The 18,344-nt window shown below is 47.8% G+C and carries 22 protein-coding genes; all 22 read right to left on the bottom strand.

Going from position 1 to position 18,344, the window contains the following annotated elements; all coding sequences use genetic code 11:
* Nucleotides 1-104: 104 nt before the first annotated feature.
* The 22 genes from AC3RCI_RS05920 to AC3RCI_RS05815 all read right to left on the bottom strand — a co-directional run bounded on the left by AC3RCI_RS05920 (nt 105) and on the right by AC3RCI_RS05815 (nt 18,340).
* Entirely contained in the window at nt 105-1,034 is a 930-nt protein-coding gene (locus AC3RCI_RS05920; protein ID WP_492527994.1) for a glycoside hydrolase family 25 protein, read from the bottom strand.
* Nucleotides 1,035-1,406: 372 nt separating this feature from the next.
* Nucleotides 1,407-1,904, bottom strand: a complete 498-nt coding sequence (locus AC3RCI_RS05915; RefSeq protein ID WP_492527992.1) for a phage holin family protein — start codon at nt 1,902-1,904, stop codon at nt 1,407-1,409.
* Between the two features lie 75 nt (nt 1,905-1,979).
* Entirely contained in the window at nt 1,980-2,111 is a 132-nt protein-coding gene (locus tag AC3RCI_RS05910; protein WP_492527990.1) for a CD1375 family protein, read from the bottom strand.
* A gap of 54 nt (nt 2,112-2,165) precedes the next feature.
* Entirely contained in the window at nt 2,166-2,702 is a 537-nt protein-coding gene (locus AC3RCI_RS05905) for a hypothetical protein (RefSeq protein ID WP_492527988.1), read from the bottom strand.
* A 30-nt stretch (nt 2,703-2,732) separates the two neighbouring features.
* Nucleotides 2,733-3,173, bottom strand: a complete 441-nt coding sequence (locus tag AC3RCI_RS05900) for a hypothetical protein (protein ID WP_492527986.1) — start codon at nt 3,171-3,173, stop codon at nt 2,733-2,735.
* Complete coding sequence (locus AC3RCI_RS05895) at nt 3,174-3,791, bottom strand: hypothetical protein (protein WP_492527984.1); 618 nt, start codon at nt 3,789-3,791, stop codon at nt 3,174-3,176.
* Nucleotides 3,791-6,193: a hypothetical protein gene (locus AC3RCI_RS05890; RefSeq protein ID WP_492527982.1), complete on the bottom strand. Its 2,403-nt coding sequence runs from the start codon at nt 6,191-6,193 to the stop codon at nt 3,791-3,793. The genes AC3RCI_RS05895 and AC3RCI_RS05890 overlap by 1 nt, the downstream gene beginning before the upstream one ends.
* A gap of 1 nt (nt 6,194) precedes the next feature.
* The gene (locus AC3RCI_RS05885) at nt 6,195-6,740 is read right to left on the bottom strand and encodes a putative phage tail protein (protein ID WP_492527980.1); all 546 of its coding nucleotides are present in this window, start codon (nt 6,738-6,740) and stop codon (nt 6,195-6,197) included.
* The gene (locus tag AC3RCI_RS05880; protein WP_492527978.1) at nt 6,737-7,795 is read right to left on the bottom strand and encodes a baseplate J/gp47 family protein; all 1,059 of its coding nucleotides are present in this window, start codon (nt 7,793-7,795) and stop codon (nt 6,737-6,739) included. Before AC3RCI_RS05880 ends, AC3RCI_RS05885 begins: the two co-directional genes overlap by 4 nt.
* Nucleotides 7,788-8,201: a DUF2634 domain-containing protein gene (locus AC3RCI_RS05875; protein WP_492527976.1), complete on the bottom strand. Its 414-nt coding sequence runs from the start codon at nt 8,199-8,201 to the stop codon at nt 7,788-7,790. Before AC3RCI_RS05875 ends, AC3RCI_RS05880 begins: the two co-directional genes overlap by 8 nt.
* Complete coding sequence (locus AC3RCI_RS05870; RefSeq protein ID WP_492527974.1) at nt 8,198-8,455, bottom strand: DUF2577 family protein; 258 nt, start codon at nt 8,453-8,455, stop codon at nt 8,198-8,200. Before AC3RCI_RS05870 ends, AC3RCI_RS05875 begins: the two co-directional genes overlap by 4 nt.
* A gap of 6 nt (nt 8,456-8,461) precedes the next feature.
* A complete protein-coding gene (locus AC3RCI_RS05865) occupies nt 8,462-9,472 on the bottom strand; it encodes an XkdQ/YqbQ family protein (RefSeq protein WP_492527972.1) in 1,011 nt (336 codons plus the stop codon).
* A 13-nt stretch (nt 9,473-9,485) separates the two neighbouring features.
* Nucleotides 9,486-10,181: a LysM peptidoglycan-binding domain-containing protein gene (locus AC3RCI_RS05860; RefSeq protein ID WP_492527971.1), complete on the bottom strand. Its 696-nt coding sequence runs from the start codon at nt 10,179-10,181 to the stop codon at nt 9,486-9,488.
* Nucleotides 10,182-12,155 (bottom strand): phage tail family protein, encoded by a 1,974-nt coding sequence (locus AC3RCI_RS05855; RefSeq protein ID WP_492527969.1) that lies wholly within the window; start codon nt 12,153-12,155, stop codon nt 10,182-10,184.
* A 201-nt stretch (nt 12,156-12,356) separates the two neighbouring features.
* Nucleotides 12,357-12,779, bottom strand: coding sequence for a phage tail assembly chaperone (locus AC3RCI_RS05850; protein ID WP_492527967.1), 423 nt, complete (start codon nt 12,777-12,779; stop codon nt 12,357-12,359).
* Nucleotides 12,780-13,008: 229 nt separating this feature from the next.
* A complete protein-coding gene (locus AC3RCI_RS05845) occupies nt 13,009-13,467 on the bottom strand; it encodes a phage tail tube protein (RefSeq protein ID WP_017690162.1) in 459 nt (152 codons plus the stop codon).
* A gap of 1 nt (nt 13,468) precedes the next feature.
* The gene (locus tag AC3RCI_RS05840; RefSeq protein ID WP_492527965.1) at nt 13,469-14,785 is read right to left on the bottom strand and encodes a phage tail sheath family protein; all 1,317 of its coding nucleotides are present in this window, start codon (nt 14,783-14,785) and stop codon (nt 13,469-13,471) included.
* A complete protein-coding gene (locus tag AC3RCI_RS05835; protein WP_492527963.1) occupies nt 14,785-14,994 on the bottom strand; it encodes a YqzN/YkzM domain-containing protein in 210 nt (69 codons plus the stop codon). Before AC3RCI_RS05835 ends, AC3RCI_RS05840 begins: the two co-directional genes overlap by 1 nt.
* Before the next feature lie 48 nt (nt 14,995-15,042).
* Nucleotides 15,043-15,474, bottom strand: a complete 432-nt coding sequence (locus tag AC3RCI_RS05830; protein ID WP_492527961.1) for a phage tail terminator family protein — start codon at nt 15,472-15,474, stop codon at nt 15,043-15,045.
* Nucleotides 15,475-15,499: 25 nt separating this feature from the next.
* Nucleotides 15,500-16,615: a pyocin knob domain-containing protein gene (locus tag AC3RCI_RS05825; protein WP_492527960.1), complete on the bottom strand. Its 1,116-nt coding sequence runs from the start codon at nt 16,613-16,615 to the stop codon at nt 15,500-15,502.
* Nucleotides 16,615-17,214 (bottom strand): YmfQ family protein, encoded by a 600-nt coding sequence (locus AC3RCI_RS05820; protein ID WP_492527958.1) that lies wholly within the window; start codon nt 17,212-17,214, stop codon nt 16,615-16,617. Before AC3RCI_RS05820 ends, AC3RCI_RS05825 begins: the two co-directional genes overlap by 1 nt.
* The gene (locus AC3RCI_RS05815) at nt 17,201-18,340 is read right to left on the bottom strand and encodes a baseplate J/gp47 family protein (protein WP_492527956.1); all 1,140 of its coding nucleotides are present in this window, start codon (nt 18,338-18,340) and stop codon (nt 17,201-17,203) included. The genes AC3RCI_RS05820 and AC3RCI_RS05815 overlap by 14 nt, the downstream gene beginning before the upstream one ends.
* Nucleotides 18,341-18,344 lie beyond the last annotated feature (4 nt).

Genomic DNA, 18,344 nt, shown 5'->3' with positions numbered 1-18,344 from the left:
TAAAACACAAAAAAGGAACACCATTCGACATGATAATGCCGATGTGTCCCCTCTTAATCCCGCTCTGGTAACGTCCATTATAGCTTTATTATGTCGGTGTTAACTCACTTCTTAAACAAACCTCTGCGATACATGACCGTAATAAAACGGTAAAAATCATAACTCGCCCCATTGTCGATGCTGAACAGCGGATTTTTGGTGTCATACGCCAGTGCCGCATCCACGGCTGCTTTCGCCCACACTGGAACTTCCATCTGCTGACGCGCCTGCAGTTTATCTACCTGCGCCTTCAGCGCATCAAACGCTGCTTTCTCTTCGGCTGTCATCGGTTCGCCCCCTTTCGGTGGTTCGGTCGGCTTCACAGGCTCGGATGGTTCAGGCGGCTTCGGCGTGGCTGCTGCATATCTGGCCCGCAGCTCCGCTGCCGATCCTTCGAACTCATTCATGTCCACGTTGCCGCTAATTCCATTCACTTTGCCCGAATCCGTATACTGCCAGAATGTCCAACTTTTCCAGGCAGGCTGATCATCCGGCACACGTGTGCTGCTGTACCTCGCAACCCACAGATCATACGTGCCAAGTGAAGGTTCAAAATTACTGGCAAATGAATTGCCCGTATATATGATTGGTTTTACGCCCGTAAGACGCTGCAGTTCAGTTAAAAAGGCTTTGGCTACCGTGTTGATCTGGGCTTTGCTCAGATTGCCCGGGTTGTTCTCATAGTCCATGACCGGTGGCAGCTGCAGCGCCTTCGCGCCTCCGACCTTATTTAGCGTACTCGCATAGTGCGCCGCTTCCGCCTTGGCCCCATCCGTGGACGTTGCCCGGAAGAAGTGGTACGTTCCAACCAGCATGCCTGCCGCCAGTGCGCCGCTTACATTTTTCTGAAAATTCGGATCGGTATACGTCTGCCCCTCGGTTGACTTGATGAACACAAACGTCATGCCGCTTGCCTTCACTTTGGGCCAGTCGATATTGCCCTGGTAGCGGGAGACGTCAATGCCCTGCGTGTTGCCTGAGCTTCTGGTTTGCATGTTTCTCACACCCTTTATGCGGCAATTGCCGTTTGTATATAGTTAATGCCAAGAGTCTTGGGATTGCTTGTGTGCGTGTCCCTTGTTGATGGTAAAAGGTACAGTAGGTTGATTATCTATTAACCCACCAAGGGAAACATACCTAGTCGGCACGTGACCGTTCCAGATCCGGATCGTTCTTCCGATCGCTGTTGTCTCCAAATTTTTATGATTCATTATTTAAAAGGGTAAAATTCAGAGACAAAGGCGACCGCTACCGCTTCTTCAGAATCGATTCCGTATCTTTCACTACTTTTGCTCTTGGCACAGACTTTTTAAATTGGTAGTGCTCTGTCTGTTGTCACAGGGCACATTGAAATGAATGTTGAGTCCTTACTTCGTGTCATCCCTGATCTGTTGATCCACATCCTTAGGCTCTGACGGGGCAATAGATTCTCCGGAATGTGGAGTGTAGTTGCCGGGAATCCCACCGTCCCCTCCCTTGCCCTTGAGCACTTCAATGGCCTGCCGGATCGCAGGCGGAATCGGTGCTCCCAGTTTGCCCCCATTTTCAATAATAGATAACAGCTCATTCGCGATATAAAAAAAGGCGACCGCATCCCTGAACAAATGTCCGTCTCCCAGAACACCGTCCACCAGATGAGCCACCGATACCATTGCAAATATAAATACCTTTCGCGCGATGCCAAACATCCCGATATTGCTTTCGAGCTTGCCACTCGCACCCGCTGCCGCGATACCCGTTAGGTAGTCGAGGATAACGAATACGAGCAGTACCCCAAGCACGCCTGACCAGCCACCGAAGAAGTAGGTTGCTGAGCTGGTTAGCAAAGCTACAAACGATTTCCATATAGTGTCCCATTTTTCCATGGTTTCACCTCCTTTAATTTTATTAATCACGTGTCAGAAGACATAAAAATAGTGCTCCAATTATCGGAACACTTGTTAAACGATATTTCTTCGTTGTTCTACTCTTGCAGTTTCAAGAGCCTCTGCTACCTTCTTTCGACTCGATTCAGGAACAACATCTATTGTAATCACGCCTTTTTGAATCAATGAGACGTATACAGCTAACATAGTCTCACCCCCTCTCATGAGTGCAATTCCCCACCTGATTAACAGCTGGCAATCTTATTCTTCATTTGCCGTTTCTTCTGGTGCTTGTTCCTCTGGGACATTTTCTGCAGGAACTTCTTCCGTAGGTGCTGCTTCTTCAGGTGGCATCAAACTCAGCATCATAGCATGTAGCTCCATGAGCGCGATTTGATTGAGTGTATTTTCTTCGGCCAATTGTTCATTCCGCTCATTCGATTCAATTAGCTTTTGTGTCAAGTCGGAAATTTGGTCACTTAATGAAATGCCAGGTACTTGTGGTTCTTGTGTAATTGGATCGGGATAAGAGAACAATGGCTTCAATGTTTCAAGATCAACTCTTTCAATCACTCCGCCTTCGGCACGATCCAAGGAGTATTCACCGTGTTCAAGTTGAATCATTCCTACGCTTTCGGGTACCTTGTCATCCAATGCCTTATACAATTTGAAATCTTGCTCGCGTGTCGTTTCAACGACGATTCCGGCGCTCTCCGGAGTAATGACGATTACGTTACCAGAGTTCAAGTCATAATAAACCTTCATGCCGATTTTATTTTTCGGTTCTTGTTCGTTCATTTTTCCACTACCTTTCGCTTATTCAAATGTTTAACCGAATGCTTCCCATAAAAGTGATGGAATTGCTAACGCGCCAACCCCAATTGGCAATCTGAATCCCGTTTCGTTAACATAGAACATAATACCTGTTTCGACTTTATCACTTACAAGCAACTCATATTGACCCCCTCCGGATGGTCTAACCCCTACATAACTGTACCCGTCTTTCTTGAAGTCTCTGGAGTAATTGACAATAACGGAAAAGCTATTGTCGGTTTCGGAGCGATATCTAAAAGTTATAATCTTAGGAGAAAACCCGAAAGCGATATTAACGCTAATATAGTACAACCCCGTTGAGGTTGTACCTGTCTTGAAGTGAGTTCCTACCATACCTGTTCCTGTATGTGCGCTTACTACGCCACTTGCGTATTTTTCAGAACTCGGCCCGTCAATCGCGTAATTGTCCAGCAAGTAATTATCAATTAACGGCATTTAATTACCCACCTTTTCTAAAATGATGCCTATGCGGCAACTGGTATTAGTCCCTGCTACGTTAAGGGTTATTTGCCTTCCTTTCGGTAAAAATAGTTTAGGTAATGGGATAATTAATGAATCCTTGGTCTTAACTACTTGTTGAGGAGGAATCAAATAATTTTGAAGGGTAATGCCCACTTGAGCATCACCGCCAGAATTTGGGTTACAAAGGACGATAGCCTTTATCATAGCATCAAAATTATTAGCAGGCGTAATGGCAGTTCCAAACAAGGAATATGCAATCGTTTGGTATGGATATTCGCTCGCAACGTAATCTCGTTCAAGTCCTGTTATATACATCTTAACGGACCCAGATGACCCCATAACGGTGATATTTTCCCCAGACAGCAATGGAATGTCTAAGTCATTTATAAACAATGTACCAAAAGCTTTTATGGTGTGATCATAAGCTACGGTAATTCCTCCTACGATTAGCCTAAACGTAAGAGGAATTCCTGATGCATTAGTTATAGCGAACGATTTTGCGACCGTGCATTTACCAGACGGTACTGTATAAACATCGGTTGAAGATGCAGGAAGTGCGCCTTCGAACATGTATTTAATAACGTCAGCCATTAAAGAATCTCCCCCCAAACATCTCTTTTATTTTGTTGCGACATATTACGAACAGCTTCGTTAATCGCTGCTTCGATCACGGATACCGCCGCCGCGTTTTGGCGCATGATATCGTTCATATCCGTAAGTAACGCCTTTTCATTCTCGGATACCGATCCGACGAATGGAGCAACCGGAGAAGTGTTTAACATAAGGTACGTTATCGTGTACGTGGCTGACGGATCGTATTGACTCGGCGTCTTCCGCGCTTTGTACAGTCCGTAAGCGTATTGATCCGAGATAAATTCCCATCCTTGGTCACGTTGACCGTTTCGGTACATATACAGTGGCTTTGCCAGCTTATATTTCAAGGTTGTTCCTACTAAAGTCGTGTCGTTGAAGCGATAGTATTCATTTGCAAAGATTGACTCCACGCTTTCACGTACAACCAAGCCCGTTCCCACTTCAACTTGGTTACTTCCTTCGATTAACGTCAATTGTCCTTCTGACGTGATCGGTTCGATAGTTGGCGTTGCAAGTTGATATACGAGTTGGTATGACATCCACGATTCGGTTATAGGAGCCTGCGTTGTTGGCAAAGAAGTAACCCCGCCCGCATAGCCTTCAAATCCTGCCGCCAGTCTATAAGCCCATGCCTTGGTACCAGTTCCGTTAAAAACCCCTGAAGCAGATGCGTTTTGAGTAAACATTTTCCATCCCATGAAATACGCCTTAATCTCGTCGGTTGTCGGGGTGTATGCGTCTCCCCATCCACTTTCTGCGTTGGAAATTGATATCCATACCGCTCCAGGATAATAATCTTTATTTCCCACATTGAATTGATCTGGAGCGCTTCTGCCGTTATTTGTTGCATCTAACGTTAATAGCTTGCCGTCATACTTGACCATAAAACTCCGTTCAGTAGTCGTCTCGGAGCGATTATTCACGTAACCTGATACTAAGACGTGTCCAACATATCTACTAACTCCGACTATAGGAAGGTTTTCATGTGTTATGTCGTACTTTCTCCACTTAGCCAGTTTGAAGTACTGCCCGTCCTTCTCGAACACTTCGTCAGCATTCGTCCCGTTTAATGGATCAGCGAATAGATCCGTTTGTAATGCGAGCATAGCGTCTTCACGTGGTTTGAACGGCTTGGCTGTGTTGCCAAGCGTAAGCATTATATTTTTGATCGTTTGATTTTTGTAAGCCTCGGAATCGTTACGCACGTCCATAACACAATACAATTGGATCTGCATGGCGTTAGTAGGTACAATGTAAGTCCCTCTATACTTTCGAGTTGTTGCATCTTCGCCGGGAAGCCGATTCCCATTTATATCTAACCAATAGAAGAACAAAGCGTCTACTGCTGTGTTGGGATTCTTGATAACCTCACCACTGAGAGTATAAGTTTTCCCCGGAATCACTGGTATTTGCACCAAGCTGGTGGCATAGTTCTGTTCGTCTTTGGATTCTTGGTAAAGTTCATAAGCCCCGACGATATTGTTCTTGGCGACGCCAATCACAGAATTGATCCACTCGTAAAACGGCGGTATCAAATTCTCCCCGTAACGAATCGCATACGGATTTCGCACGGGTTGAACGCTATCAACGTAAGGATACTTAGCGGCGATTTGTTCCGACGTCATGCTGTCGAGTGCTGCATATTCAGCTGCACTGATTTCATAAATACGGAATGAGTCAACGTAATAAAAACTGCCCACAGCTACTGATCCGGCTGTATAAACGTCCATATCTGCTTTCGTGTTGCTGCCCATTTGAGTTGGCGTATACGCACGCCATACAAGTCCAGTCGCACCCGCTAAAATTGTTTCGGATTTTGCCCCGGTAATTGCAGCACTGCCATCAGCGGTTACAAGACGAGCAGAGAATGCTTGAGATGTTTCGTTTTTAATCCAAGCTAATGCGATATAATAATTAGTTGGATTTACATTTGCCGTTGCTGATGCAGGCGTCCTCACATATGACTGGCCAGCAACTCCGCTTTGCGTTACTTTAAAGTTTCTGCTTCCGTTGTTGACGTTAGTCGTAGACAACTCAATAGTTGCTGATGTGCTCTTAGTCCATCCCGTAATAGATTCACAACCTCCCGCACGACCCAACAAGTTCACCAGCGTCCGGCCCTTCAATCCTTCCAACTTAAACGGCGAAGCACGTTCAGCATTAATAATCTGCAACCCTGGCTCCAACGTCACGGGTCTACGCTTTTCCGTATCCAGCCGCTCTTGGATACCACTAACCTGTGCAGCGGTCTCTTCAACCTTCTCCTCTACCTGCTCCGCAAAACCATCAACCTTCTCCCAGTTCTGATCCAAATACTTGTCCAAATCAAAATAGGTCGTCGATGGCGAGCTGCGGTCAATCTTATTTAGCCCGAGATTCGGTGTTTTTGGTTCATTCATGTTAAGCTCCACCTCCTGAAAATTTATCCTGCCGGGTCTGTTCGATTTCATCCAACGTCATGTTCTCGACCTCAGCAATCGTCAAATACCGCAGGCGATATTCCACGGTCATATGTGCCGGTTTGATATCCTCAATCGCTGCCTTCAGATCATCAAGGTTAGGCGGCAATCCCCATGTATCTATGAAGCGAATTCGAATTAGGTACTCCTCGGGTGAGACGGAAACCTCGATCCCGCCACTTTCATAAGCCTTTGCCACATTTTTAAGCATCCACCCTGAGACTTTGCCGCTGCCTCGCATTTTGGAGATGATGACGGATCTCCGCTGTTCTTCCGGCTTGGCTGGATTCGTTGGAATTTGCAGATCCCGCTCATATCGCTCCAATGCCCAGGTTGCAGACTCCGGATAAAATTGGTCCAATACACCTTCCAAACCCGCCGCAAGCTTGTCCAGTTCTTCACCTTCGGTCTCCGTGAGCAACTGAATCTCCAGCACATTTTCATACAACGGGGGTAAAAGAGACATCAACACCTCAGCTTTACTCATGTCACCTTCACCTTCCCGAGAACGGCTACTGCACCGGGTGCAATCTCCAGATTGGACATGCCGCCATTCACCAACAGATCGCTATAATCGATCACAGGCGGAATATCCAGAATGACATTGGCAATTCGTGTCCAACGGACTAGCGGATCGGCAAATGCCAACTCTTTCAGATAGGCAGTAACGCCCTCTTCAATCAGCGTTTTTACCCCCTCATACGTTGAGCCTGAAGCAAGTGTGACCTGCACCTCCACATCAATCGGTACTTCCTCTGCTCCCACGACGGTGACCACAGGTCCAATAGGCGCAGCGCCTTCGCCCATCCCATCTTGGGTTGGATCGATATAATCCTGTACCGCGTGAATCACCGCCTCAGCGGGTGCATGCATCTCATTGTTTAACAGCGCCACTTTAACCGTCCCGGGACCATCCCACAGCGGAAAAGCTTTCGCTTTACCAACCCCCGAATTTTCCCGTGCCCATAGTTCATATTGATATTTGTTGGCACTCGTTACCGGACGGGAGACTTTGTCCTGATATCGGTCATACAGAGCCTGATCTGTTTCCTCATCTTCACCTGGAACAAGCAGCTGGGTCAGTTCCGCTGTTGTCAGTCCGGCGATATAATCGATGGGCAGCAGCGCCCCTGTGTATTCATTGCCTTCCGCTCCGGCAACCTCACATTGCAGCGCATATTTCCCCGCTGCCATTCGTTCGACAGCCAGATACACCCGATCCCCTGTGGAAAAACGACTCCCCAATGGAACTTCTACCGGTTTGCCCCCGTTGTCCTTGAAGCTGCCGATCCAGCGTGCCTGGGTTGCCGCTTTCCGGGTAATGCCAGACCAGGCCACTGCTCGGTCCAAATACTCCCCGGAAGCTGTGTCCGCAAATTTCAGATTGGCGTTAATATCGAGCTCAATGTACATCTGGGCCATTTCCACAGCGGCTGGCGCGAGCGCATCATAGATAATGCTGCCTTCACGTTTATCCACTCCATCCGGTACTTTGTCCAGCATTCGCTCTAAAATGACCTCAAACGTCTGCTCTTCAACCATTCATGTTCACCTCCGTTTCTCCCCTAAAAGAGCCAAAATTGGTTTCCACGGTAAAAGACACCCGTACCCCATCCGCCTCGTGAACAAAATCAAACTCCGTTACATCTGAAATGCGATCATCAGGAAGCAAAGCCTCCACAATCCAGCGCTCCAGTTCGGATTCCACCATGGATCGTCCGGCCATTCCCTCCCAGGACCATTCCATGCCGTAATCCGATGAGTAGATCAGATGCTCATAACGGCGTGTGGACAATACCTTGTACACGGCCTGTTTCACCGCCTCTTTTCCGTCCAACTGCAGCCTCCCAATTCGCTGCCCAGATGGTTGAAGCAGATAGGTCAGGCTTGGAACAACAGCTGGTTCTTCCTGTTCTTCTGCACTCATTTGTGCACCTTGTGGAATCATGTCTTCACCAACCGATCCAGCACAACGAAGCTGTCTCCACCTTGCACCCGGAGCAGCAGGACGTGGTCACCCACAGTCCAATTCTTCCTCGCTACGGATTCCGGCATCACGAGAAAAGGTTCCGCCAATGTCAGCCGTTGTTCAACGGTAATCTCCAAGGGTTCTATCCTCGTCACTGTTCCGTACATGACCTGAACTGGGGCTTTGGCATCTACGGCGGCTACTGCCGCCTTTTTAATTACATCCAGCATCATGAATTGTTACACCACCTTCAAATCCAGCGACATCGTGTGCACGCCTCCCTGTACCTTATGTGTACATTCGTCTACCAGAAAATATTGATTAATCTTCAATTCCTCAATCTGAATATTGACATAACTGCCTGCCCTGACCTTGAAATCGCCCAGCGCATCCACTTTCAATGACTGTGTCTCTCGGTTACGCAGCGTCATCAGGGTTTTCAGCATGGCATCGATCTGGCCTTCATTCAGGCCATCGTACGCTTTTTGGTACAAAAAAAGCAGCCCCCATTGACGAATGCTGCCTGAGTCCTGATGGACGAACGTTTCTCTTTTTCCCGTATCCTTGTTGTCCCGATACAGCTTGATCTTGTTATATGTCTGTTCGTCAATAGACCGTGTATAGCTATAATCCGTCAGCAGACTGTTATCCCCAATAACAAAGCCATAAGGCATCTCTTCCACATCCCGAAGCACAAGCTTGCCGAAGTCGTCGTAAAAGATATAGTTTTTGCCGCCATAAATCAGCGTTCTGTCCAGTGCCTCACAGATCATGTCGATCAGCTTCTTGTTATCAAATAACATACGCGGAATGACATATTTAGGCTGAATCAGATCCCCGATCTTCAACTGAAAGTCAGTTGCAATTCGTTTGATCACATCCGCAGCGGTTGCGTTAACGAACTGGTACGTCTGGTTCGCGGTCAGATAGCGAGTCTGGTCGTAGGCTTTGATTTTGACACTTTCGTCCTTGCCGCTGTCCACCGAGAAGATATACCCGAAAAATATCCCCACTTCGTTACTGACATACTTTACGACGTATCCATTCTCATATGTGAACTTCGAATTCTGGAATAAGCTCCCCTTGATCAACGTGAATTCCAGAGAGGATGGCTTACCAATGCGGGAGGTTTTGTAGGTAATTTCGCCGGCAATCTCACTAATATCCCAGATGTTGCCCAGCTTATCATCCAGCCATAATTGCTCCTTCACCTTGCCCTGCTTGTTATCCAAACTGATCTGCTGCTGCATGTTCCCTCTCCTTTCACGGTAGCTTGATCACCAGTCCAATGGGGAGCTTCTTCAGTTGTGCATCCTTGATGCCGTTCAGCTTCTGCAGTTCTTTCCAGCGAGATCCGTCTCCCAGATGGGCTTTGGCAACAGACCACAAGGAGTCTCCGGCTTTGAGAGTGACCGTCTTGGGCTGGATTTTTTCATTGGGACGGGAGGCTTTAGTTTTTGTTTTCGAAGCAGCCGTATCTTTGCTGTCCTTGAGTGGCACTACTTTTTTGGCGGCATAGAAAATGAACTGCTTCAGCTTGATATCATACTGGATATCCCCCACCGTACCCGCTGTCTCCTTCCAGTCGAAGCTCTCAATGGAAACGGCCATGTTAATCGTGTACCTTGCACTGGAAAAGAAAAGTCTGACGGGTCTGCCCGTCTGCATCCAACGGATGATCTTTTTCACATATTCATACGGATCACGGTAATATTCCTTCTGTACTGCCGGATGACTTGCATCGTAATTCAGATGATACGGACTGTAGTCCGCCGGAAATATGCCGCTGAAACTGACCTCGCGCAGCTTCGGCGACTTAATCACGTTAATTTCACCCAAAGCGCTCACGTTAAACGTACTACCGTCTCCCGAATCAGAAAACTCAATGCTCTCTGGTGTCACCGGGAAAAACATGTATTCAGAGCGGTTATTAAAGCTTAGTTGAATATAATATTCCACTTATCCATACACCCCCTGGGCACTGGAGACGATCTGACTGTTCAGTCCATCGGTGATTTTGCTGATGATGCTGTCCACGTCATGTCCGCTGTTGATATCTCCGGTGGTGACCTGAACGGTTGGTGTCAAACTGACAAATCGCTGAATAGCCTGCATCTCTGCAAGTTCGCGCATCAGTTTCAGATCTTCACTTGTTACATCCACCGTGCCATCCACGTCACCGATTTTATCGACCTGTCCGATATTGTTGATTTTGTTAATGTTGCTCATATTGTTATTGGGGACCATTGCGGGAGCAGGTGCAGTTGGAATGGTTGGCATGGAAGATGTTTTGGGTGTAAAACCGCCAAAATTACCAGGTAAACTTGTTTCTTTGGAATCTGCTTTTGAACCCGTTGAAAAACCCGAAAATAACTTCTCCGCCATCTCCGGTCCTTTTCCATACGCATCAGGATTGTACTGTCCATCCATTCTCATTGAATGGAATACATTTTGATCACTTTGCGGCTCCCATGACTCTAGCGTATCCATCCATTCCTTGGCCGTATTACTGCCAATTTTGATATCCGATTCGGACATCACAGTCAAGTTCATACCAAAAGTTTTATTGATAAAGGAGACAACACTCCCTATTGCACCTACAGCTTTATTAAGAAAATCCTCTATGCCTAACATCACATTATAGAAGATCTGCAAAACAAACATGCCCAAATCATAGAATAGCTTTTGGATTGCATAGACAGGATCATTGAATAAATTAGCTATAAAATCTACTAATATAGCAAAGAGATTCCATATTGTCGCGACGACCACCCTGACTCTTTCAGCCAACATCATAAAAGTACCAATAATCGCTCCCAAAATCTGCGTGCCTGATATCCCCATCAGATTCAGAATGCCAATAATCGCCGCAATGGCAGCAATGGCGAGCAGGATCGGCCAATTTAGCAGCAACCATGCAGCAACTAGACTGTAGACTTGAGCAATAACGAGAGCCAGAACAACGATAGCGAGCGCCATTAGTATAGGCTGTATAATATCCCAGTTTTGTTGTATCACACCTGCCAAATACAAAATCCCGTTCACCAACATGGTTAGTGCGTTTGCTGCAATCGTAAAAGCGTTGCTAATCCAACCAATAATAACGGTAAATTCTCCGTTCGCGAAGGCCTCGTTCAAACGATCCAGCAATGGTGTTAAAGCAACAAGTGCTGCCTGCCCAATCTGACCCAATACCCCATTAAACTGATTCAAAAGTGCATTCCACTTCTGTAGTGGTGAGTCCAACATGGTATCAAAAGCCTGCTGGGTGTAGCCTTGTTTTTGCAGAATAACATCAAGTTTTTGGATAAACCCATCCAAATCCGATGCTTCAATATTTTTCTGTAAGCCAGCCCCATTCAGCACTTCAGCAGGAATGTTGAAGGATTTGGCAAGCTCAACATTATTTCCATTCATCGCAGCTACTAATGCACTGGATGCATCCGAGTTACTTTTCCCATTTGGAGAAAGCATGCTTAATCGTTTGGTCATATCTCTTAGTTGATCAACTTGATCCGTATTCTGGGCGTACGGGATGAATGATAATGCTCCCTTCAGAGCGTCAGTGACATTTTGTCCACTCCTAAAAGCTTCCGCTCGATAACGATTAAATATCGTCTCACCCTGCGCATCGTTTCCAGTCGCGGCCATGTAACGCTGTTTCAAATCCTCTTCCTGCGCTGCTGGAACAAGTACGGTTTGCCCTGCTGACTTGATCATACCGATCCAAGCTTTCACCCTCTGAGCACCTTCCGCAAATGAGGCATTTACTTTAGCCTGTTCTTCTGAGACACCTCGCAGTAGGCTACCTGCAAGCTGAATTCTGCTCAGATTTCCAGGATTAAAAACCGAATTGATCACTACAGGCAGATTCTGAAATTGCTGAACCATTTTGTTTGACATCAGATATAATCTTGCAAACATGGCATACATTCATTTCTCCCTCCTTTCCCCTTTATTTCTTCCTCACGCGGTTCTTAGACCGCTCTTTCTTCTCTTCCTCCACCCGGATGGAGATCATGGCATATATCGCCGCCCGCTCGCGAGGGGAGAGTGCCATCAGCTCATGTGGGAGGATGTTCAATTCATGGAGAGCGTAATAAGCCAGATTGGCTTCCGAATCGCCCTCTTTAATTAGTTTTTTACGTCATCCACCATTTCGTTCATATCCTGATTGAAGCCGTTCAGCTTCTGGACCTGTTCGCCGAGTGCAGCAAATTCCCCAGGCAGCAGCATTTTCCGCAAAAGCGATTCCGCCCCCATCACGCCATATGAACGCTGGAGCTCAGCATTCTTCAAATCAGGGTAGACTACGCTGGCGCTCATTAGGCGAGCCATATAATCATTGGCATCAATGTCAGGTGTGTAGACACCGTTCTTGCCCTTGATTTTGCGAGTTGCTGCCTTGCGGCATTCCTGGTTCTCGTCTTCGGTCATGCTGCGCAGTTTCCAGGCAACCGGTTCACCCTTCTCATCCTTGAAACGGGGAGATACGATAAACTCCTCTGTTGTATCCGCCGCTGCATTTTGTGCAAAAAACATGCTCAATCCACTCATTGTTCGTTCCTCCTCTAAAGTTAGGCTCCCCGCCGCAAGAAGCGGCGAAGAGCATGTGTAATGTACTGTTAATGTAATGCCCCTCTTCAAACGAAGAGAGATTGCATAAGAATTTGGACACGCCAAATAGCCCGTAACACAGGCAAGTTGAACAGGTTTCTTTTATAAACCTGATGCTAAAGTTGGACTCGTTATATATCTATGGCTAATATATTTGTCACTTCAAAAATCACTTCGGCAGATTAAACGATACAGGCATATCGACATCTTCAAAGGTAAAGCTCACTTCTTCCTCCAAAGCCTCGGCCTCGGTATCCAGGGATGCCATGATCACACTGTCGAGGTTGACGCCTTTAAGAGTCACGGTCTGTTTGCCAATGGTAGACGAAGGATCTTCGTTGGTCACTTCAATGTCGAAATAGGTGTCCACACCATTTTGCATGTACTGGAGCATCAGCTCACGGAAACGGGATGTCGTATAAAAGATTGTCATAGAACCCGAGCCGGACCAACCGGTTGCTTTGTGCTGGACACCGCGACGGCCCAGTGTTTTGACCTCTGCTTTTTGTTTCTCCACCGTTGCTTCCAGCGTCTTCACGTAGAACATTTCTTCCGTCTGTCCGTTAATCGTTGCATATGCGCGGCCTTCCTGGCCGGAAATCGTATCGCTTGCTTTCAAAAATGCCATCTTAAACCACCTTCACTTTCATGTATACTTTTTCAACGGAATCCACAGGTTGGACCTGAACCTCAATCACGATACTGTCCGTTTCATTTCCCGCAGTCACAGTGATATCTGTGTTGGAGTCAAAGTTTTGAATGGCCCCGATGTCCTGCAGCTGCTTCAGGTAGGTAACACATTGGGAGCGGAACAGGCTGCGCCCATCTTCGTTGTTGTTCACTTTGCCGATGTAATAGGACTCAAAGATTCGTTTCATGTCATTGGCAATGCCATCGAGTACACGGACAACACGGTTTTTGGCAAAATGACGTGCTTTATCCGGTGTTACCGAACGGAACGTGTTCACATCCTGCTCTACAACTGCCCGGTTACTGCTTGCTGTAAAGACAAACTCACCATTACGCAAGGCTGCTTCTGTCTCGCTGTGTGTCAATCGACCATTCACATCTACAGCGTCGTCATAGGCACGGAAGGTCAGGGATTCATTCAGATTGGCCCCGGCTGTTGCTCCGGCTGTCCAAGGTACCGTTTGTTTGGGGGACAGGACGGTACCGTCTGCGAGCACAACGCCATTTTTAACGCTAATTACACCTTCGTGATCCGCAGCCGGATAATCTGCCAGCACTAATTGGACCTTCTTGCCCTCCGTATCGCGCAAACGCTTGATGTATGCAGAGTATACAGATTTGAGGGTAGCATCGTCGGAGATCAGTCCCACGGTGTTAAAATCAAGTACTTCCAGTTTGGATAGGAAATCGGTATGCTCCTGGTTCGTTGCAGAGCCATCCAATCCACCTGTTAGTGGAAGTGAAGCTGTTGTTGTGAGAGCACCTTCGCCAGTAAAATTAACGTATGCGTTGGATTCCAACTCTTCGATGGTCGAGACGGTTTGTTTATCCACTTCTTTCGTTGAAAGCAGAGTCGTGACATCGAACTGGTCCGGCTGATTAATATTGGCTGAGATCACAACCGCCAGATCATTACCTCGCAAACCGCCGTGTTGGGCTGTGACCGTTAGTTCTCCCAGCGTGGCCTTGGCCTGTGTCCCTGCATTTAAACGATATAGGAGCAGTGTTTGTGCCCGCTTCAATGCCTCTCGAATCAGCAGCAGTTGAGGTGCTGTCCAATCATAGCCCAATTTGGCTTGTACATCTTCACCGGCCTGGATGGTCAGGATTTTACCTTCTTGCCCCCATGACAATGGAAGTGCCAAAGCCACTGTTCCTCGCTCTCCTACTGTCCCCGGCAACGAGCCCTCTGATGCAAAATTCATATATACGCCGGGGCGTACCTTATTTTGAGTTGTCCATGTTCCTCCAGCCATTATTGTGCCTCCCCATTCATAAATTGTTGGATGTGTTGCTGCGCTTCTTCTATAGTGTACGTCTCATTTTCCAGTAGTACGGCTGCCAGAATGTCTTTCTCTATCCGGCTCAATTGTCGGGATTCAGCGAACTGTGCTTTGCTGTATTTCTGGTCGTTTTTCTGTTGGGATTCCGGTTTTTTAGAGTCCGGTTCCTTTTTCGTAAACATCGCTAATACTCCTCCCATTCCATTCATGGTTATCCCCTCATTTGGTTGTTATTCGTTAGCCGCTTTAAGTGCGGTGGGTCGCTGTTCCAGATGCTGCATGGTCGTAGCTGACTCTGACACTTTGGTCGTTCGCATGGTATAGTACACCAGCAATCGCGGATTGTCGTTCTCCGTCTCCCAACGCAGTTCCGTTGCGCGATAAGGTGTGCCCTCTACGTCGATCGTTTCCAGTGCTTCAAAAAGCTCGTCTAACAGGGTTGCCGGGATATTCTCTATACCTAGCCAGCGGATCTCAAACGCATGAGATTGCACGAAGCGATCGCTACGTTCCCTTATGAGTTGGGCAAATAGCAAGCGGAAGGTGATACCTTTGAAATCTGGGTTGGGGCTTTCTGTGCCAGTTGCTGGGTGGATTGAAATGTAAGGGAAGTGCTCTGTGAGCATGGTTGCGATGGCTGTGGTTAGTTGGTTTGTCGTCATGGTTCACCTCCTTTTCACTTTCATATTACACGCCTATTACATTCCAACTGACGGAAATATATTTTGCATTGTAGTGTTGTAAGTCGCTTACCCGAATCTTTAGGTTTTTACTAGAGATATCCCATGAGGCAGAGACAGAGTAATTAAATCTTGCTCCCGACCCTCCCCACAAACCAGTAGCAGATATGTTTCCAGAACTAAATGTCCCTCGAGTTGAATCGTAAATTAAGCATGCGCCACCACTAATGCTACCTGAGTCATAACTCCCACTATTTGTATAGCTAGCACTTACACTAATATAAACAACTCTGGGTATGAATCCTGTTATATTAAGGTTTGTTACCTCCCTGCTGTATCCAACAGTATCATTCACTTCTACCGAACCGCTACCAGTGAGTATTTGTATATTAGAACTAATGCTATTAATTTTTGATGATAATTGATTGAAAGTATCGCTGCCTGATGCCGCTACTCCCTTGCCAGTGATAGCGGCTGCGATTGCTTTTTTTCCATCACTGACAGATTGAAAAACATCAAGGCTCCAAGGTTGCCATATATTATTTTCTCGAGTCCTATGGTAAAGAGTCTGCGTTCCACCGTTAAGTCGACTTGCCCTTTGAATTACATAACCCGAACCATTCGAATGGCATTGTACGTCAATGTACCACCATTCATCTACATTCGCTTGGCTTGGAGCATTAGATAAACTATTTCCATTGTACTGACCATTGGCAACCAATGAGTTAAGGTCTGTACCGGAAATCAACTGACTTTTACCATCATCAGCCGTAAGTTTATGTTTCTGCCATGTCTTTGTATCAATATAAGATTTAGCATTTGCTGTCGCATCTGTAGTAGCTACATTAATAGCCGCCACCCTCGCATCCCTAACCGCCTTCTCCGTCGCCGCCACCACCTCAGATGTCCCATCCGTTTTGTTCGACAACTGTACCTTCCCCTTCTGCGTCAAAGACGCATCGGGAATATCCATTTTGCTCACCGCTTCACGAAGCGTATCCAAATCGGCCTGTGTCGCGACACCTGCATCAATCTTCTCAAAAATCCCGTTAATACTCTCCCGGGTTACGTTCTCGTTCCCCAAGGGAAGAGGTAACTTCAGTCGATCCGTCTCTTGTGGCATTACGCCCACACCTCCAGTTCATTCCACGTCAGGGACGCGGCATCCAGTTCATCCCAAGTTACCTGTTTTTCATCCAAGTCGTCCCACACCAAATAGCGATACTCATATTCCACGGCCATGTGGGCCGGTTTCAGTTCATCAATTGCACGTTTGAGATCATCAATATTGGGCGGGATGCCCATCGTGTCTACAAAGCTCACCGTAAAACTCCACGCCTCCGGTTGAAACGTCACATCCACCTTGCCTCCGGCATATGCCTCAGCCACATTCGCAACCAGCCTGCCAGAAAATGTCCCGGCACCGCGCAGCTTGGATTCCACCACGGCACGTCGTTGCTCTACGGGTTTGAGGCGATCCGTCTCAAGGCCAAGTTCCTGCTCCCAGAAATCCAATCCCCACGTCGCAGTACGGACAAAAAACTGATCCAATGTTTCATGCAGTGCCTGATACAGCAGATCCATCTCAGTTCCTTTGGACTGCATATCGGCCTGCATAACGCGCGAAGTCTCATAATAGCTCGGCAAATACGAGAACAGTTCTTTCCCCTTCGGGCTTGAGACTGTAGAAGCCACAACCCCCGGCAGACTACTCATGGACATCCACCGTCCCCAGTACCGCCACCTGACTCGCGGTCATCTCGATATTCTGGTCGCTTACACCATTTACGGTCAGCTCCGAATAGTCGATAATGGGCGGAATATCCAGCAAAATCGCAGCAATGCGGGTGTAGCGTACGAGAGGATCGGCAAAAGCAAGCTGCTTCAAATACGCGGTCACCCCGCGTTCGATCAATGCTCGGACATCCGCCAAGGTTGCATCACTTGCCAGCGTCAGCTTCACCTCAATGTTCATGGGCACTTCCTCGGCTGGCATGACCGACACCACCGGACCTGCAGGGGCAACGCCTTCACCTTGACCATCCTGCGTCGGGTCCACGTACTTCTGCACAGCCGCTACCAGATCGTCGCCTGCAGCACGTTTGTCCGTATCCAGCAGATATAACCCCACCGTGCCCGGCCCCTGCCATAACGGAATCACACGTGTTGCACCAACGCCCGGCACCTCACTGGCCCACTGCACATACTGTGCCTTGTTGCCGCTTGTCCCCTGGTTGCGGACTTTGGCATAAAAGCGTTCCAGCAGCGCCGTATCCGCCTCGATGTCAGCACCGCCTTTGATAACTTCCGTGTTCACCACAGACGTCACGCCACTTACCGGTGTAGATAGCACGGTCACAGTGCCAGTCGGCACATTGCTTTCTTTTCCGGCAACGAGCGCTCGCACACCAACTACTCCGAATCCATCTTCTCCAAGCTCTACGCTCCCAACGGTCTCGTATTCCAGCGAAGCTTCGCCAGATACTTCATCCGCGAGGGTAGCCACAACTGTACCCGCCGGCACCACTTTCCCCGGTGTACCCGTGAACCTCACCGTGCCTTGTGCCGCCACAGCGGCCCGCCGCGCAATACCATGCTCTCCTGCCCGCAGATCCAGCTCTTCCGAACGAAAATTCGGGTCACTGCTCGCAGCCGTACTGGCAAAACCACGCCGAAGCAGCTCCTGCGCCCACAGCGCCGCCTCAGACAGCATAAACGCAACCGGAGCCTCCGCGTCCCACAGAAACGATCCCTCCGACTTATCCAGATCCGCGGGCAGACGATCCAGCATGCGCTGCATAATCTGTTCCTCCGTCTGGTCCTCCAAATAACGCGGAATCTCAGCCATCCCG

It is taken from the genome of Paenibacillus sp. MT124, from assembly GCF_058792755.1.
This window is presented reverse-complemented; position numbering and strand designations above follow the sequence as displayed.

Coding starts and splice junctions, on each gene's coding strand:
- AC3RCI_RS05915 (WP_492527992.1), bottom strand. CDS start 1,904: ATGGAAAAATGGGACACTATATGGAAATCGTTTGTAGCTTTGCTAACC.
- AC3RCI_RS05920 (WP_492527994.1), bottom strand. CDS start 1,034: ATGCAAACCAGAAGCTCAGGCAACACGCAGGGCATTGACGTCTCCCGC.
- AC3RCI_RS05845 (WP_017690162.1), bottom strand. CDS start 13,467: ATGGCATTTTTGAAAGCAAGCGATACGATTTCCGGCCAGGAAGGCCGC.
- AC3RCI_RS05880 (WP_492527978.1), bottom strand. CDS start 7,795: ATGGTTGAAGAGCAGACGTTTGAGGTCATTTTAGAGCGAATGCTGGAC.
- AC3RCI_RS05865 (WP_492527972.1), bottom strand. CDS start 9,472: ATGCAGCAGCAGATCAGTTTGGATAACAAGCAGGGCAAGGTGAAGGAG.
- AC3RCI_RS05900 (WP_492527986.1), bottom strand. CDS start 3,173: ATGCCGTTAATTGATAATTACTTGCTGGACAATTACGCGATTGACGGG.
- AC3RCI_RS05815 (WP_492527956.1), bottom strand. CDS start 18,340: ATGGCTGAGATTCCGCGTTATTTGGAGGACCAGACGGAGGAACAGATT.
- AC3RCI_RS05820 (WP_492527958.1), bottom strand. CDS start 17,214: ATGTCCATGAGTAGTCTGCCGGGGGTTGTGGCTTCTACAGTCTCAAGC.
- AC3RCI_RS05870 (WP_492527974.1), bottom strand. CDS start 8,455: ATGATGCTGGATGTAATTAAAAAGGCGGCAGTAGCCGCCGTAGATGCC.
- AC3RCI_RS05910 (WP_492527990.1), bottom strand. CDS start 2,111: ATGTTAGCTGTATACGTCTCATTGATTCAAAAAGGCGTGATTACAATA.
- AC3RCI_RS05825 (WP_492527960.1), bottom strand. CDS start 16,615: ATGCCACAAGAGACGGATCGACTGAAGTTACCTCTTCCCTTGGGGAAC.
- AC3RCI_RS05855 (WP_492527969.1), bottom strand. CDS start 12,155: ATGTATGCCATGTTTGCAAGATTATATCTGATGTCAAACAAAATGGTT.
- AC3RCI_RS05850 (WP_492527967.1), bottom strand. CDS start 12,779: ATGAGTGGATTGAGCATGTTTTTTGCACAAAATGCAGCGGCGGATACA.
- AC3RCI_RS05830 (WP_492527961.1), bottom strand. CDS start 15,474: ATGACGACAAACCAACTAACCACAGCCATCGCAACCATGCTCACAGAG.
- AC3RCI_RS05875 (WP_492527976.1), bottom strand. CDS start 8,201: ATGATTCCACAAGGTGCACAAATGAGTGCAGAAGAACAGGAAGAACCA.
- AC3RCI_RS05905 (WP_492527988.1), bottom strand. CDS start 2,702: ATGAACGAACAAGAACCGAAAAATAAAATCGGCATGAAGGTTTATTAT.
- AC3RCI_RS05895 (WP_492527984.1), bottom strand. CDS start 3,791: ATGGCTGACGTTATTAAATACATGTTCGAAGGCGCACTTCCTGCATCT.
- AC3RCI_RS05885 (WP_492527980.1), bottom strand. CDS start 6,740: ATGAGTAAAGCTGAGGTGTTGATGTCTCTTTTACCCCCGTTGTATGAA.
- AC3RCI_RS05890 (WP_492527982.1), bottom strand. CDS start 6,193: ATGAATGAACCAAAAACACCGAATCTCGGGCTAAATAAGATTGACCGC.
- AC3RCI_RS05840 (WP_492527965.1), bottom strand. CDS start 14,785: ATGGCTGGAGGAACATGGACAACTCAAAATAAGGTACGCCCCGGCGTA.
- AC3RCI_RS05835 (WP_492527963.1), bottom strand. CDS start 14,994: ATGTTTACGAAAAAGGAACCGGACTCTAAAAAACCGGAATCCCAACAG.